This window comes from Mesorhizobium sp. M3A.F.Ca.ET.175.01.1.1, from assembly GCF_004791945.1.
GTDB lineage: Bacteria > Pseudomonadota > Alphaproteobacteria > Rhizobiales > Rhizobiaceae > Mesorhizobium.
Genome location: NZ_SRTP01000027.1, coordinates 1 through 13,572, shown reverse-complemented (window position 1 = coordinate 13,572; position 13,572 = coordinate 1). Strand labels below are relative to the sequence as shown.

At 61.1% G+C, this 13,572-nt stretch carries 9 protein-coding genes and 5 pseudogenes; 8 read left to right on the top strand and 6 right to left on the bottom strand.

Translation table 11 applies throughout. The features are described 5' to 3' along the window. The first annotated feature begins 587 nt into the window (after positions 1–587). From EN818_RS30250 to EN818_RS34075, 5 genes and pseudogenes are all read left to right on the top strand, one after another. Entirely contained in the window at positions 588–1,724 is a 1,137-nt protein-coding gene (locus tag EN818_RS30250; RefSeq protein ID WP_095521543.1) for a KamA family radical SAM protein, read from the top strand. Between the two features lie 314 nt (positions 1,725–2,038). Further along, complete coding sequence (locus EN818_RS30245; RefSeq protein WP_095521542.1) at positions 2,039–3,301, top strand: D-amino acid dehydrogenase; 1,263 nt, start codon at positions 2,039–2,041, stop codon at positions 3,299–3,301. 613 nt (positions 3,302–3,914) lie between these two features. Further along, positions 3,915–5,120 carry an IS110 family transposase gene (locus EN818_RS30235; protein WP_236379326.1) on the top strand — a complete coding sequence of 402 codons (1,206 nt, stop codon included), beginning with the start codon at positions 3,915–3,917 and terminating at the stop codon, positions 5,118–5,120. Positions 5,121–5,540: 420 nt separating this feature from the next. Further along, positions 5,541–5,927 (top strand): transposase, encoded by a 387-nt coding sequence (locus EN818_RS30230; RefSeq protein ID WP_281036019.1) that lies wholly within the window; start codon positions 5,541–5,543, stop codon positions 5,925–5,927. Positions 5,928–5,953: 26 nt separating this feature from the next. Beyond that, positions 5,954–6,040: pseudogene (locus EN818_RS34075) on the top strand (IS66 family insertion sequence element accessory protein TnpB); the annotation flags it as partial. 97 nt (positions 6,041–6,137) lie between these two features. Here EN818_RS34075 and EN818_RS34070 read toward each other — a convergent pair. From EN818_RS34070 to EN818_RS30215, 3 genes are read right to left on the bottom strand one after another with little or no spacing between them, the layout of a single operon-like run. Beyond that, positions 6,138–6,803, bottom strand: coding sequence for a tyrosine-type recombinase/integrase (locus EN818_RS34070; RefSeq protein ID WP_245316526.1), 666 nt, complete (start codon positions 6,801–6,803; stop codon positions 6,138–6,140). Further along, positions 6,784–7,530: a tyrosine-type recombinase/integrase gene (locus EN818_RS34065; protein WP_245491525.1), complete on the bottom strand. Its 747-nt coding sequence runs from the start codon at positions 7,528–7,530 to the stop codon at positions 6,784–6,786. The genes EN818_RS34070 and EN818_RS34065 overlap by 20 nt, the downstream gene beginning before the upstream one ends. A 52-nt stretch (positions 7,531–7,582) precedes the next feature. Further along, the gene (locus tag EN818_RS30215) at positions 7,583–8,191 is read right to left on the bottom strand and encodes a site-specific integrase (RefSeq protein ID WP_095521540.1); all 609 of its coding nucleotides are present in this window, start codon (positions 8,189–8,191) and stop codon (positions 7,583–7,585) included. A 485-nt stretch (positions 8,192–8,676) separates the two neighbouring features. Between EN818_RS30215 and EN818_RS30200 the strand changes: the two are divergent. Next, a pseudogene (locus tag EN818_RS30200) lies at positions 8,677–10,165 on the top strand (IS66 family transposase). Between the two features lie 319 nt (positions 10,166–10,484). Here EN818_RS30200 and EN818_RS30195 read toward each other — a convergent pair. From EN818_RS30195 to EN818_RS30185, 3 genes and pseudogenes are all read right to left on the bottom strand, one after another. Then, on the bottom strand, positions 10,485–11,645 hold the full coding sequence (locus EN818_RS30195; RefSeq protein WP_236379314.1) for an IS110 family transposase: 1,161 nt from the start codon (positions 11,643–11,645) through the stop codon (positions 10,485–10,487). Between the two features lie 83 nt (positions 11,646–11,728). Then, positions 11,729–12,031 carry a hypothetical protein gene (locus EN818_RS30190; protein WP_189523875.1) on the bottom strand — a complete coding sequence of 101 codons (303 nt, stop codon included), beginning with the start codon at positions 12,029–12,031 and terminating at the stop codon, positions 11,729–11,731. 328 nt (positions 12,032–12,359) lie between these two features. Beyond that, a pseudogene (locus EN818_RS30185) lies at positions 12,360–12,606 on the bottom strand (acetyl/propionyl-CoA carboxylase subunit alpha); the annotation flags it as partial. Between the two features lie 29 nt (positions 12,607–12,635). On the opposite strand from EN818_RS30185, the pseudogene EN818_RS34060 reads away from it, so the two are divergent. Together EN818_RS34060 and EN818_RS30180 are read left to right on the top strand one after the other, a co-directional pair. Further along, positions 12,636–12,968 (top strand): annotated as a pseudogene (locus tag EN818_RS34060) (IS21 family transposase); the annotation flags it as partial. Between the two features lie 478 nt (positions 12,969–13,446). After that, positions 13,447–13,572: pseudogene (locus tag EN818_RS30180) on the top strand (aldehyde dehydrogenase family protein); the annotation flags it as partial.

Here is a 13,572-nt window from a genome sequence, read left to right as displayed (position 1 = left end):
CGGCGTCTGCAGGATGCGGGTCTTCTGATGCCGGCACTTTGTCTTAGCGATGCGAGATACTACGAGGAAAACGCGCATTATTGGGCTTTCCAGGTGCTTGATAAAGCAAGAGCAACGGGCGAGCGGCTATGACACACTAGCGCAGATCTCGCCGGCGGATCTGACTTTCAATGACCCGAACCGGCACTCGCCGATCGGCATGCGAAAGGCTTTTGACACCGATTAGGCCTAAAGCGGATCCTCGTCCCACGCAGAAACACAGGGGCTAAAGATGTAAAGGCTCTTGGACGTTGCTTGAAGTGCACAGCGTTCGAGAGTGCGGCTGCGCAGAGGTGCCCATTTTTACGCTGCGCGCGCCGTTTCGGCTAACTAAGCTTCAAGCTGCGCGCCCATTGCCGAATCCATCTACCGGGGCTTGACGATTTGAACCCGTCATTACCTTTTTGTACTCCAACGTCCAGAAGATAAAGTCAGAATACCAGGGTATCTACTTCGGGATTTAGTTCGGAAAACTCTCCTGATTTTCTCGGAGCCAACCGCATATCGCGAATGTATCTACAGATAAGTGACTCGAATGGAGGTGTGGCATGGTGGCAGAAACGGCCGCAGTAGACACGCGAAACAGCGAATGGGACAGCTGGCGTTGGCAACTTTCAAATAGCATAACCACTTTGGATGCATTGAAGGACCATATAAATATTACGCCGGAAGAAGAAGAAGTTTTCCGCAAGGTCGGTGAAAAATATGTTTTTCGGGTAACACCTTATTACCTCTCGCTAATCGACAAGAAGGATCCAAACGATCCAGTTCGCCTACAGGCTATCCCTAACATCAAGGAACTTGACGATGTCTTCCATATTGATCAGCTCGCCTCATTTCACCGATCGGGTGTAGATTCCGAAAACCCTCTTTGGAAGGAGGGGAAGACCGAAGTGAGTTGCATCGTTCATAGATATCCAGATCGCGTACTTTTTCATATTACCAATCTGTGTGCCATCTACTGCAGACACTGCTCACGCAAGGTTCGCGCGGGCCGAAACGCGATCGTCAGCAATCGAGATCTCATTGACAAAGGAATAGCATATATAGCCGAGCGGCCAGAGATTCGGGACGTACTGTTAAGTGGAGGTGATCCGCTGATGATGGGCGACAATAAGATAGAGTACGCCTTGTCAAGGCTCAGGCATCTTCCGCACGTTCAGATAATTCGAATCGGCACTCGAACGCCTGTAACGATGCCACAGCGTATCACGCCCGAGTTCTGTCAGATGATCAAAAAGTACCATCCAATATGGATTAATACTCACTTTAATCACCCCAATGAGGTCACGCCTGAAGCGAAACTCGCTATCGAACGGTTGCTTGAAGCGGGAGTTCCGGTGGGCAACCAATCGGTACTCTTGAAAGGCATCAACGACTCGGTCGAGGTGATGAAAGAGTTGGTCCACAAACTCCTTATGGCGCGTGTGCGACCATACTATTTGTACCATGCGGACTTGGTCCGGGGCGCGGAGCACTTCAGAACTTCAATCAATACCGGGTTGCACATTATTGAGAGTTTGCGTGGGCACACCACCGGTTTTGCCGTGCCGCAATATGTAATCTGCACGCCGCTTGGCAAAACGCCACTCAATCCCAACTACCTGATAGGATCTGGACCTGGGTATATCACACTTCGCAACTACGAGTGGAGAACTTGGAAAGATCCTGACAGACTCGACTAATGTAAAAGCTCACCGTTGCTCGCCAGAGCCCGCCGCGTGTAGGAAGTGATCGACGGACCGTTCTGCGCCGACCTCGCCGCGTGCAGGGCCCGAGCCTCTTTCGACTGATGCTGGTCGAGGTCACTGCGCTCGAGTCGCTTGGTCTCTTTTGCGTATGATATCTCGATTCCAAAATTCGAGCCGGTATTGGCATCAGCCGTCGGTGAATGAGAACGTGCTGACGCAGATTGCAAACGCCGGCGCAGCGTGGCTAGGCCCGAATACGGTTGGGCCATTAGAGCCGAACAAAGACTTCTGAAAGGCAGGCACGGAGAATGAAAGTTGTTGTTATGGGAGCTGGCGTCATTGGAAGCACGACTGCCTACATGCTGACAAAGGCTGGCCTTGACGTCATCGTGATTGATCGTCGGGACCGCCCCGGCATGGAAACCAGTTTCGCGAACGGCGGTCTGATGAACCCAAGCGACTCTAGTCCTTGGAACTCCCCCGGCACGATGAAAAATCTCGGGAATATGCTCTTCGACGCCAATTCGCCGCTGAAGATCCAACCGAGCGCTGTCTCTTCGATGATCGGTTGGGGTCTCAAGTTCTTCGCCAATTCTACGGCCCGTATGCACAAGGCGAACATGATCGCCAACATCCGGCTAGCGCGGCTCAGCCTTGAGACCCTGCGTGCTATCCGCGCAGAAGAGGGGCTCACTTACGACCAGACCGTCCGCGGAACGATGCGAATGTTTCCTCCTCAGGGTCGGATGTCCGAGTTTCTCCAGATGTGCCGGGAGATGGAAGAATGGGGCGTGGTCTTCGAGAAGCTCGACAAGGCTCAGATCCTAGAAAAGGAACCCTGCGTCGCGCCGGTCATCGACCGCTACGCCGGCGCTGTTCTGTTCCCTGATGATGAAAGCGGTGATGCTCACAAGTTCACAAACGAGATCGCGCGAGTGGCACAGGCGTATGGCGCAAAGTTCTTGATGGACACCGAAGTCCTCGATATCAAGCGGGGAAGCACGACGAAAATTTCACATATTCATACGACCAAGGGAGAGATCCAGGCGGACGTCTTCGTTCTGTCGCTTGGTAGCTACAGCCCAAAATTCTCGAGCAGGCTCGGCATCCATCTGCCGATCATTCCAGTAAAGGGTTATTCGATCACCGTTCCCTTAAACGGCTGGCAAGGAGGGCCGACACGTCCGATCATGGACGACGGCCTCCATGCGATGATCACGCCTATGGGTGATCGCCTGCGGCTGGGCGGTCGCGCCGAGTTCGCCGGCTACGATAACGCGGTTGACATCAAAGAAGGGCTGCGTGTCCTTGATGATGGCTTTAGAATGCTGCCGGAGCTCAAGGACCACGTGAATGCCGACTCCGTTCTAAACTGGAGCGGCCTGCGCCCGATGACGCCGGGCGGTCCGCCTGTGATCGGCCCGACCCGCTACAGCAATCTGTTCCTGAACACCGGCCATGGGCCGCTCGGCTGGACGATGGCCTGCGGGTCGGCCCGCATAACTACAGATTACATCACTGAGGGCCAGCTGACGATCGAAGCGGTCGAACCGGAAGACTATGCGCTCTGAACGCGCAGCATCTCAGGCGCGAATACGGGGCCCGAACTGCTGCCCTTCAGCGGCTCGTCGGCAACCAGGCTCCGGAACTGGAGTTACTAAAGGGAGCTCTGAAAAGCGCAGCGCCAGCGTGAAGGCCCCAACATCTCCAGCGCGGAAGATGCCGACTGATGGCATCGCTCACGACCTACTATGACCGGCCGTATAAGCGGGTCGATGGCACCTGCACTCGGGGCGATGTTCGCGACCTGCGATGCATCCGAGTTCTACGGCTATTGCGCGTCGGCGGTTAGCAAGGCATCGACGTGAACCCCAACTGGTGAAGCAGATCATACCGGCCGGTCCGGACCAGCTCTGGGCTTGCGGCATGCCTATGTCGCGCTGCCGACCTGCTTCGTCTACGTCGCCGTCCCTCGATGCTTGGTCGCTCTTGATTGTCGGCTGCGCGCCTGACGGTCGCCGCGTTGAGAGCTGCCACCAATCGGAGAAGACCACCTCCAAACCCAATTCCCCATTTCCTGGTCGCGGCTCGCAATGTGCTGCAGGGATCTACCGGCTGTTCTTGCCGAAGGTCTGATCGGATCGATAGGCCGCAGAGGCAATCCCTACAACAACGTAAGACCGTATGTCCACTTCTGCCGGTGAGGTGGCTCGCCCTACACTGCGCGTCCGAGGGTTGCTCGGGCGGGCCGAGCCGATCCTCATCACAGGAGGACGAGCCGTGTCAGATTATAGGGAAGCATTTGTCGGAATCGATGTCGCAAAGCTTAGGAACGCCATCGCGATTGCGGATGCTGGCCGGGAGGGAGAAGTTCGCTTCATCGGCGAGGTCGACGCCTCGGATGAGAGCATGCGCCGAGTTATCCAGCGGATCGCCAACAGATTCGATCGAGTCCATTTCTGCTACGAGCCCTGCCCGACCGGCTATGGTCTCTATCGGCTGATCCGTTCGCTGGGTCACGAATGCACCGTAGTCGCTCCGTCGCTGATTCCGAGGAAGCCCAGCGATCGCGTGAAGACAAACCGCCGGGATGCCCTCGGATTGGCTAGGTTGCTGCGCGCTGGCGAACTGACGGCGGTATGGGTTCCCGATGAAGGCCACGAAGCCATGCGGGATCTCGTCCGCGCCCGGGCGGCCGCAGTTGAGACACTTTGGGTCCATCGCCAGCAGGTGAGCGCCTTCATGCTCAAGCACGGCCGTAGCTATCCGCGAAAGAAGGGCTGGACGATGCGCTATCTCTGCTGGCTGCAGGCGCAGCAGGTCGATCATCCCGCACATCAGATTGCGCTCCAGGAGATGGTCGAGGCGGTTCGCTTCTCGAAAGAGCGGGCCGAGCGGCTTGAGCGTGTGATCGAGGAGTTCGTTCCAGCCTGGTCGCTGGCGCCGATCGTGCGGGCGCTGCAGGCATTACGTGGTGTGGATCTGATCGTTGCCGTGACGTTTGCTACCGAGATTGGCGACGTGCGCCGTTTCGAAAGCCCGCGCCAGCTCATGGGCTATGTTGGCCTTGTTCCTGGTGAGCGGTCGACCGGAGAGACCGTCAGACGGGGCGGTGTCACCAAGGCAGGGAATGGCCGCGTTCGTCATATGCTGGTCGAGAGCGCATGGACCTATAGGCATGCGCCGAAAGTCGGCGCGAAGAAGCTGTATCGACTGGAGCAGGCGCCGCCAGGGGTGAGAGAGATCGCCTGGAAGGCGCAGGCCCGACTGACGGCCCGCTATCGAATGTTGAGCGGACGAGGCAAGAAGACGACGGTGGTCTGCACGGCGATAGCCCGCGAACTGGTGGGCTTCATGTGGGCTGTTGCCAGGGAGGCGCACGCAACCTGATCTAGTCGCTGCACGCGACACACATCCATCGCTCATGGGCGGGGGCGGGACCACGGCAGGGGAATGCCCGTCAGACGCTTTGTGGCCGGCAAATCGACCGACCGACGCCCGCAGTAAGATAGGAACAGCCCCGGACGCACAATCGGGAATGCGGTAACCAATCCGCGCATCAGAGCTTGATCACCGACGTCCTTCAGTTCCGCCTCCACCCATGCGCGATCATCAGAATGAACAGCCGACCTCTCGATCGGCCGGACCCCTACGTTCCAAACCTTGACAGCGGACATCAGAGCGCTGTTCCGGTGCCACCTTTCGCGCGGGGTCGTGAGGAACGATGTTCGGAGCCTTTGAGGGCTTCGATTGACGATTTCAGAGCTTACGCTTAAATCCAGCGATCACGAGCCCGCGCGACGTTTCGAGGTGTTCACGGGTTCCGGCCGGCGTCGCGCATGGTTGCCGGAGGAGAAGGCGCGGATCGTGGCGGAAAGCTACGATGCCGGCGAGACCGTGAGCGCGGTGGCCCGGCGATATGCATTGTCCCCGCAGCAGCTGTTCGCCTGGCGTCGGGCCGCGCGTCTGCCGTTGGAAGAGGCGCCGGCGCCGGAGCCATTGTTTGTTCCTGCGGTGATTGCGGCGCCAATGTCGGAGACACCTACAAAGGGTCCGCCGAAGCCGCGGAAACGGAAAGCCGCCCGGGATGCCGGCGTGATCGAGTTGGAGATCGACGGCGTTGCGATGCGGGTCGGCCGTGGCGCCGACGCCAGGACGGTGGCGGCGGTGATCCGTGCGCTGAAGGCGCCGTCGTGATCAGGCCGACGGGTGCGGTCAAGGTGATGGTGGCGACGAAACCGGTGGGCTTCCGCAAGGGCGCGGAGGGCTTGGCGGCGCTGGTGCGCGAGACGATGGGCGCCGATCCGTTCTTATGCGTCGGGCGAGATTATGTGGCGGAGCCGCCCTGACGCCCGGCAGGGCCGGCCAAACCCAGCTTGCCTCCGCCACATAATATTTAGATGCTGTTCAGCAGTTGCAGAACGGCGTCGTTCGGTCGGAAACGCACGCCGTGGTCGCCGGCGACGCCCGCCTTCTCAATCCATTGCGCATCATCTCGACATCCGCGGCGGCATAGCGGTGGGTCGTGGCGACCTGTGCGTGCCCGAGCCAGGCTTGGATCGTCAAAAGGTCCACGCCGGACTGGAGAAGCTTCATGGCGAGGGAGTGCCGGAAGATGTGCGGCGATATGGGCTTGTCGGCCAACGCCGGCCTGATAGCCACGGCCTCGGCGGCCGCACGCCGCACGATATGGGTCGCTCCGAAACGGGTCAGCCGCTCGTTGCGGGCGCCGACGAATATCGGTCGCGGCTCGTGATGGGCGATCCCGCGCTCGCTCAACAAGGTTGTCAGCGCTCGCGCGAGGTCCTTAGCAATGGGGACGACGCGGTCTCTGCGCCCTTTGCCGCGCAGCAGCACTTGCGGGTGCGGCCGTTCCAACTGAAGGTCGTTTGCGTTAACGCCGGTGGCTTCGGAGACCCGGGCGCCGGTCCGTGCCAAGAAGAGCAGAAAGGCTCGGTCGCGCCGACCACGGGGCGTCTTTGGATCGGGTGCCGCGATGAGGGTGTCCACTTCGGCCTTGGTGAGGTGGTACGTCACCTCAATGTGCGTCCGTTTAATGGGAATCGTCAGCACGTTGGGCGACGCCGAAGGACGCCGGGTCGGCAGCAGCGACGTGGTGGAAGAAAGATCGGATCGCGGCCAAGCGGGCGTTGCGCGTGGCGACGCAATTGTTCCGCTTCTCCTCGAGATCGTCGAGAAAAGCGAGAACGAGGTCTCGGTCGAGATCTTCGAGCGTCAACGCCGCCGGCTTCTTCCGCAACCGGGCGGCGGCAAAGAGGATCAGCATGCGCAAGGCATCGCGATAGCTGGCCACGGTCGCGGGAGTCGCGTTGCGCTGCTTGTTCAAGCGCCGGCGAAAGTATGACTCCAGGAGCGGCGCCCGGCGCAGAAGATGCGCACCTCCGACCCGCCCGAGTTCGATCCCGCCATGCCGCAACCGCTTCCGTACGATCCTCGAAACAGGCGACGCGCACTTGAACGGTCCCAAGGGCGGCGTGAAGGACAGGAATAGATACGGACTATCCACCTTCGGTCGCGCGCGCAGGATGTAGTCGGCGAGCGCGGCGCCGGTCTCCTCGAGGAGCGGCGCCACGCGATCACGCTTGCCCTTGGTGCGCCGGACAAAAACCTCGCCAGCTCGCCAGTCGATATCCTGCAGCTGAATGGCGCGGAGCTCGCCGTTGCGAATGCCGGTGGTGGCGAGTAGCAGGACGGCTGGATCGCGGATGTCGACCGGCGTCGTTGCGCCGATCGCGTCGATTGCGCGCCGAACGTCATCCCATGCAAGGCGCGGTGGCAAATGCGCCAAACGCCAATGAGGCGTCCTTGGGACGACGCCGGCGAGATCCTGGTCATGGTGGCCAGCCCAACACAAAAACCGAAGAAATGTTCGGATGTGAGAAGTCGCTGCCGTGCGGGGTGCCGGAGGTCGCCGATAGCGACAGCCGATGCTCGACGGCAGCGAGGACGTGCTCGGCCGCCAACGCCTCGAGGTCTTGGCCGGGATGGTGATGGCGGAACCAATCCAGAAAGCGGCGGCCGCCCAGAAGAACGCCTTCGCGGGTCTTCGGCTCCAGGCCCCGCACCCTGCCCAGATGGTCCGAAAAGGAAGCCAGAAGCGGAGCATCCGGGTCAGCATCTACACTGGGAACGGAGGCAATGAATCGCTCCGGAGCCACTCGCAGTGCGTGTCCCAGCGCCGACACTGCTCCAATGCGTGGAGAATCCGTCGTAAACGTGCACAAATAGCTATCGACGACATCCTGATGGATCGGCATCGGATCACAGCGCGTCGCGGCAAACTGGCTAAAGCGCGCAATCCGGCTCAGGTAAATCTTGGCGGTCGCTCGCCTATAACCAAGCGTGAAAAAATGCTTCGCGAGGCGATCCATCTCGCCACCGAGTGCGCCGCTGCGCAGGCGCTTGAGCACCCCACAATACGAAAAATAGAACTCGAGCATTCTGCCCCTCCGGCATTGTGGCGCAGGGGAATCCCGCGCCCCATGAGAGAGGCATGAAATATTATGTGGCGGAGGCAAGCTGGGTTTGGCCGGCCCTGCCGGGCGTCAGGGCGGCTCCGCCACATAATCTCGCCCGACGCATAAATGCGGTTATGTGGCGCGCCACATAACCGTTCAGCGGCGCGATCTACGTGTTCCGTGCGAAGCGGACGGACCGGATCAAGCTGATCTTCTGGGACGGCACAGGAGTCTGCCTTTACGCCAAAGCGCCTTGAGGGCGGCGAGTTCCGCTGGCCGAAGGTGCAGGACGGGATCATGCAGCTGACGGCCGCGCAGCTGTCGGCACTGCTCGAAGGTCTCGACTGGCGACGGTCCATGAAGCTCGCCAGACGCGCGTTCCGGCGCAGGCGGGCTGATCCGCGACCAAGTGAATCAGTCCGGATTCCTCTGTCGCCCGGTGCCGGCGAATATGGTCTGATCCGCTCATGGCGATGACGGCGGACCAGCTTCCCGACGATCCGGATGCGCTGAAGGCGATGGTCTTGGCGCGCGACGTCGAGAATGCGCGGCTGATCCAGATCATCCGGGAATTGCAGCGTCACCGCTTCGGCCGCCGCGCCGAGAGCCTGCCGGAAGACCAGTTGCTGCTGGGTCTGGAAGAAGCCGAGCAGATCGAGGCCGCCGGCGAGGAGGCGACCGAACGTGCCGACCCGCGCGAACGCATTGAGCGCGCAGGAAAGCGCCGAGCGAACCGTGGCGCGCTGCCGGCGCATCTTCCTCGCATCGAAACGATCGTCGACATCGACGATCACGTCTGTCCCCTGCACCGGATCGGCGAGGACGTGAGCGAGCGGCTCGACATCGTTCCGGCGCAGCTGCGCGTGATCGTGGTGCGCCGGCCCAAATATGCCTGTCGCGCCTGCGAGGACGTTGTCGTGCAAGCTCCGGCGCCCGCAAGGCTGATCGAAGGCGGCCTGCCGACCGAAGCGACGGTCGCGCAGGTTCTGGTCTCCAAATATGCCGATCACTTGCCGCTCTACCGTCAGGCGCTAGATCTATGCTCGGCAAGGCATCAATCTGGATCGCTCTACGCTCGCCGACTGGGTCGGCCGCGCCGCCTGGCATCTGCGTCCGGTGCACGAGCGGCTGCTTGGCAAGCTGAAGTCCTCGCCAAAACTCTTCGCCGACGAGACAACCGCGCCGGTGCTCGATCCCGGCCGCGGCAAGACCAAGACCGGGCAGCTCTGGGCTTATGCCCGCGATGACCGGCCATGGCATGGAGCCGACCCACCGGGCGTCGCCTATGTCTATGCGCCGGACCGAAAGGCCGAGCGACCGATTGCCCATCTCGCGGGCTTCACCGGTATCCTCCAGGTCGATGGCTATGGCGGCTATCGCGTGCTCGCCGACAAGAGCGGCGTCACGCTCGCCTTCTGCTGGGCGCATGTGCGCCGGCGCTTCTACGAACTCGCCGCGGCCGGTCCCGCGCCGATCGCCAGCGAGGCGCTGAGACGGATCGCTGAACTCTACAGGATCGAAGACGACATTCGTGGACGATCGGCCGAGCAGCGCCGCGCCGTGCGTCAGGAAAAGAGCCTCTCGATCGTCGCCGATCTCGAACCGTGGCTGCGCGAGAAACTCGGGCTGATCAGCCAGAAGACAAAACTCGCCGAGGCGATCCGCTACGCGCTCTCGCGCTGGGATGGCCTGTCGCGCTTCCTTGATGACGGCCGCATCGAGATCGACAGCAACACCGTCGAACGCTCGATCCGCCCGATCGCGCTCAACCGGAAGAACGCACTCTTCGCAGGATCGGATGGCGGCGCCGAACACTGGGCCGTCGTCGCATCGTTGGTCGAAACCTGCAAACTCAACGGCGTCGAGCCACTCGGCTATCTGGCAGACGTGCTCACCAGGATCGTCAGCGGCCACCCCAACAGCCAGATCAACGATCTCCTCCCGTGGGCTACATGACGCCGCCGGAGCTCAAGGCCGTGGCCTGAGAACAGCGCTCTGATGTCCGCTGTCAAGGTTTGGAACGCAGGAGGTCGCCCGATCCGAGGACGGCTGCTCATTCTGAGGATCGCGCATGGGTGGAGGCGGAACTGAAGGACGTCGTTGATCAAGCTCTGATGCGCGGGTTAACTACCGCATTCCCGATTGTGCGTCCGGGGCTGTTCCTATCTTACTGCGGGCGTCGGCGGTTCGCCGGCCACAAAGCGTCTGACGGGCATTCCCCTGCCGTGGTCCCGCCTCCGCCCATGCGCGATATGTGCGCCGTCGCGGCGAGCGATCAGGTGACGCGCGCCTCCCTTGCGACTGCCCACATGAAGCCGACCAGTTCACGGGCGATCGCGGTGCAGACGACCGTTGTCCGTTTGCCCCGAGCGCTCAGCATGCGGTAGCGGGCTGTCAGCCGGGACTGCGCCTTCCAGGCGATCTCGCACACCTTCGGTGATGCCTGCTCCAATCGGTATAGCTTCGCCTTCCCGACCTTGGGCGGATGTCGATAGGTCCAGGCGCTCTCGACCAACATGTGGCGAACCCGACCGTTGCCTGCCTTTGTGATGCCGCCGCGCCGGACTGTCTCCCCGGTTGAGCGCTCGCCGGGAACCAGACCGAGATATCCCATGAGCTGGCGTGGGCTTTCGAACCGGCTGGCGTCGCCGACTTCGGTGACGAACGTCACGGCGACAATCAGGTCTACCCCACGCAATGTCTGAAGCGCCCACACGATCGGTGCCAGCGACCAGGCCGGGACGAACTCTTCGATCACACGCTCCAGCCGCTCGACCCGCTCTTTCGACACGCGCACCGCCTCGACCATCTCCTGGAGTGCGATCTGATGCGCGGGATGATCGAACCTTTGTTCCTGAAGCCAGCGTAGATAGCGCATCGTCCAGCTCTTCTTTCGCGGATAGCTACGGCCGTGCTTGAGCATGAATGCGCTCACCTGCTGGCGATGGACCCGCAGCGTCTCGACCGCGGCCGCCCGCGCGCGAACAAGATCCCGTATGGACTCGTGCCCTTCATCGGGTACCCACACCGCGGTCAGCTCGCCGGCGCGCAATAGCCGGGCAAGGGAAATGGCGTCTCGACGGTTCGTCTTCACCCGATCGCCGGGCTTCCTCGGTATCAATGATGGTGCAACCACCGTGCACTCGTGCCCGAGCGACCGGATCAGGCGATAAAGGCCGTACCCGGTCGGCCCAGCCTCAATGCAGAAATGCACGTAATCAAAGCGGCTGGCGATCCGGCCTATGACCCGCCGCATGCTGGTCACCGACGCGTCGACCTCACCGAAGAACCGAACCTCTCCTTCCCGGCCTGCCTCCGCAATTGCAAAAGCGTTCTTCAGCTTCGCAACATCGATTCCGACAAATGCTTCTCTATAATCCGCCACGGCTCGTCCTCCTGTGGTGAGGATCGGCTCGGCCCGCCCGAGCACGGACATGCGGCTGATGTTTTCCTTGCTGACGATCCTGTCAGAAGCCCCGTCTCTCTCGTGCTCTCAATTGCCCCAATGTTCGGCGATGATCACCCTTCACCCGAGGGCACCTGCGCAGGTGCGGAGACATGAGAGGCCGCTGATTGTTCATGTTCGATCGGAAATGGTGTGATTGACCAATGAATTGAGTCAACGGCACGCTGAACTATTGCCTTTGTCCGAGCGCGGCTGGGTGAAGCGGCGAGGACATATCCGATGTAGTCTCGGTAATCGCCTTTCCTGACGATCGGCGTCTTGGGTTTGATATACAATTTCGCTTCGACGACACCTATGGCTACCGCCGCGTGCACGCCGTGCTGCGCAGGAAGGCCGCGCCACATGCTCGTCGGCATCCAACCACAAGTAAGGTCGTGCGCGACCTCATCATCGAAAGCCGCTTGGGCTAGGTCGTCAACCGGCTGCCCCGGCACGATCGAGTGCTGAGCGACAACTGTCTGATCCGGCTACATCGCCAACGAGACCAGACCCGCGACATTGGACTGGGGCAGTGCAGAGCTGGCCGCGACCTTCGTCAGGTGTGGGATGGCGGCCAATTCCGCCTGATCCACGGCCCTTCGAACGCCCCGCGATGTTGGAACGGGGTGACGCAATCGTCTCGCAGACTACGTTCATCGCCAAACATCCTTTGGCCTATGTTGAATCAGCACAAAACCCAGCCGTCGGGGCGGGTGTTTTCTTCACCGACAGCGGCAGACCGTCTGCGATGCGCCGCGATTGCTCGATGACGATGTGGACGCCGGTCGTCTCTTCCGTTCCGGGATGCTCGACCTGAAGGCGCGTATTCACCTCTAGGAAGGAAATGATGCCATTATCGGAAAGTAGGAACATCTACCGTGTCGGCGCCTGTATAGCCTGCCTCAGCCCAGATCGCGCGCGCGTCATGATGGATGTGACCGCGCTGCTCGTCGGCGGCGCTGTCGATTGCCTATGGCTGGCATCGGCGTGGTGCCGATCAAAATCCTCTGCGGCCGCATGAAACGCCTGTCCGGCGACAGTTAGCGACAGCCACATAGTCTGCAACTGATCACTGCTGGCGCTGGCGCAACATTATGGCTTCCAGTCAAAAGCCTGCCGCCATATCGTGCCGTTCAGCTATATCCGTCAGGACTTCTTTCTGGCTTGATCCGGTCGCCAAAGTCCGCCTGCACGGCACCATCCGACGGATCATCAGTGAAGCCTGCGGCCGAAAAAGCCGGAACCTCCAACCAGTTCCGAGGTGCCTTAGAGACTCTTCTCAAGCTGAAGCGTCGTGTCAGCGGTGATGGTCTGCCGGTCAGGCATTTCCGACCAAAGCTGGCTGGCTGCCAGCCATCCCGTTCTCGGCGAACGGCTGGCGGGTGAGGGGAGCCAGACATGACGGCGCACCCATTCACCATAGACAGCACGGGACGAGCCTGGTCGGGCCGCGCGCCCGAAGCTCTCGGCGCCACACTGCGGCTCCGACCCGAACGCCGTGCAGCGACGTAGGTCCGAAGCTCTGCAAGCCCCCTGTTGGGAAGCGGCAGCTACGCTTGGAACTCTCTTTCTGGCAGTGCTCGAAGGCAAGGGATGCTTGGCAGTCGCCTGCGACAAGTCCGTCTCGGCTAGCGTCCGTGTTCCTGTTTTCGAGTGCCTTCCTCATGGACCTCCGGATATGGCGCCTGCAGATTGAATCTTCCATGTGCACTGGTTAGCGTGTCCGACACCAGCCATGCCAATACGTGCGGCATGAGTGCCGCCCATGTTGAGTCTCATATGGGCGCCAGCGAAGGTCGGCGACGGCTTCACCGAAGGGGTCACTACAGGCCCCCTCATCGACCGGAACGCGTTGAAGAAAGTACTGGAGCACGTCGCCGACGCCGTGGCAAAGGGGGCGACGGTGGAAGCCGGTGGC

Coding starts and splice junctions, on each gene's coding strand:
- EN818_RS30195 (WP_236379314.1), bottom strand. CDS start 11,645: ATGTCCGTGCTCGGGCGGGCCGAGCCGATCCTCACCACAGGAGGACGA.
- EN818_RS30215 (WP_095521540.1), bottom strand. CDS start 8,191: ATGCTCGAGTTCTATTTTTCGTATTGTGGGGTGCTCAAGCGCCTGCGC.
- EN818_RS30245 (WP_095521542.1), top strand. CDS start 2,039: ATGAAAGTTGTTGTTATGGGAGCTGGCGTCATTGGAAGCACGACTGCC.
- EN818_RS30250 (WP_095521543.1), top strand. CDS start 588: ATGGTGGCAGAAACGGCCGCAGTAGACACGCGAAACAGCGAATGGGAC.
- EN818_RS30235 (WP_236379326.1), top strand. CDS start 3,915: ATGTCCACTTCTGCCGGTGAGGTGGCTCGCCCTACACTGCGCGTCCGA.
- EN818_RS30190 (WP_189523875.1), bottom strand. CDS start 12,031: ATGCCGACGAGCATGTGGCGCGGCCTTCCTGCGCAGCACGGCGTGCAC.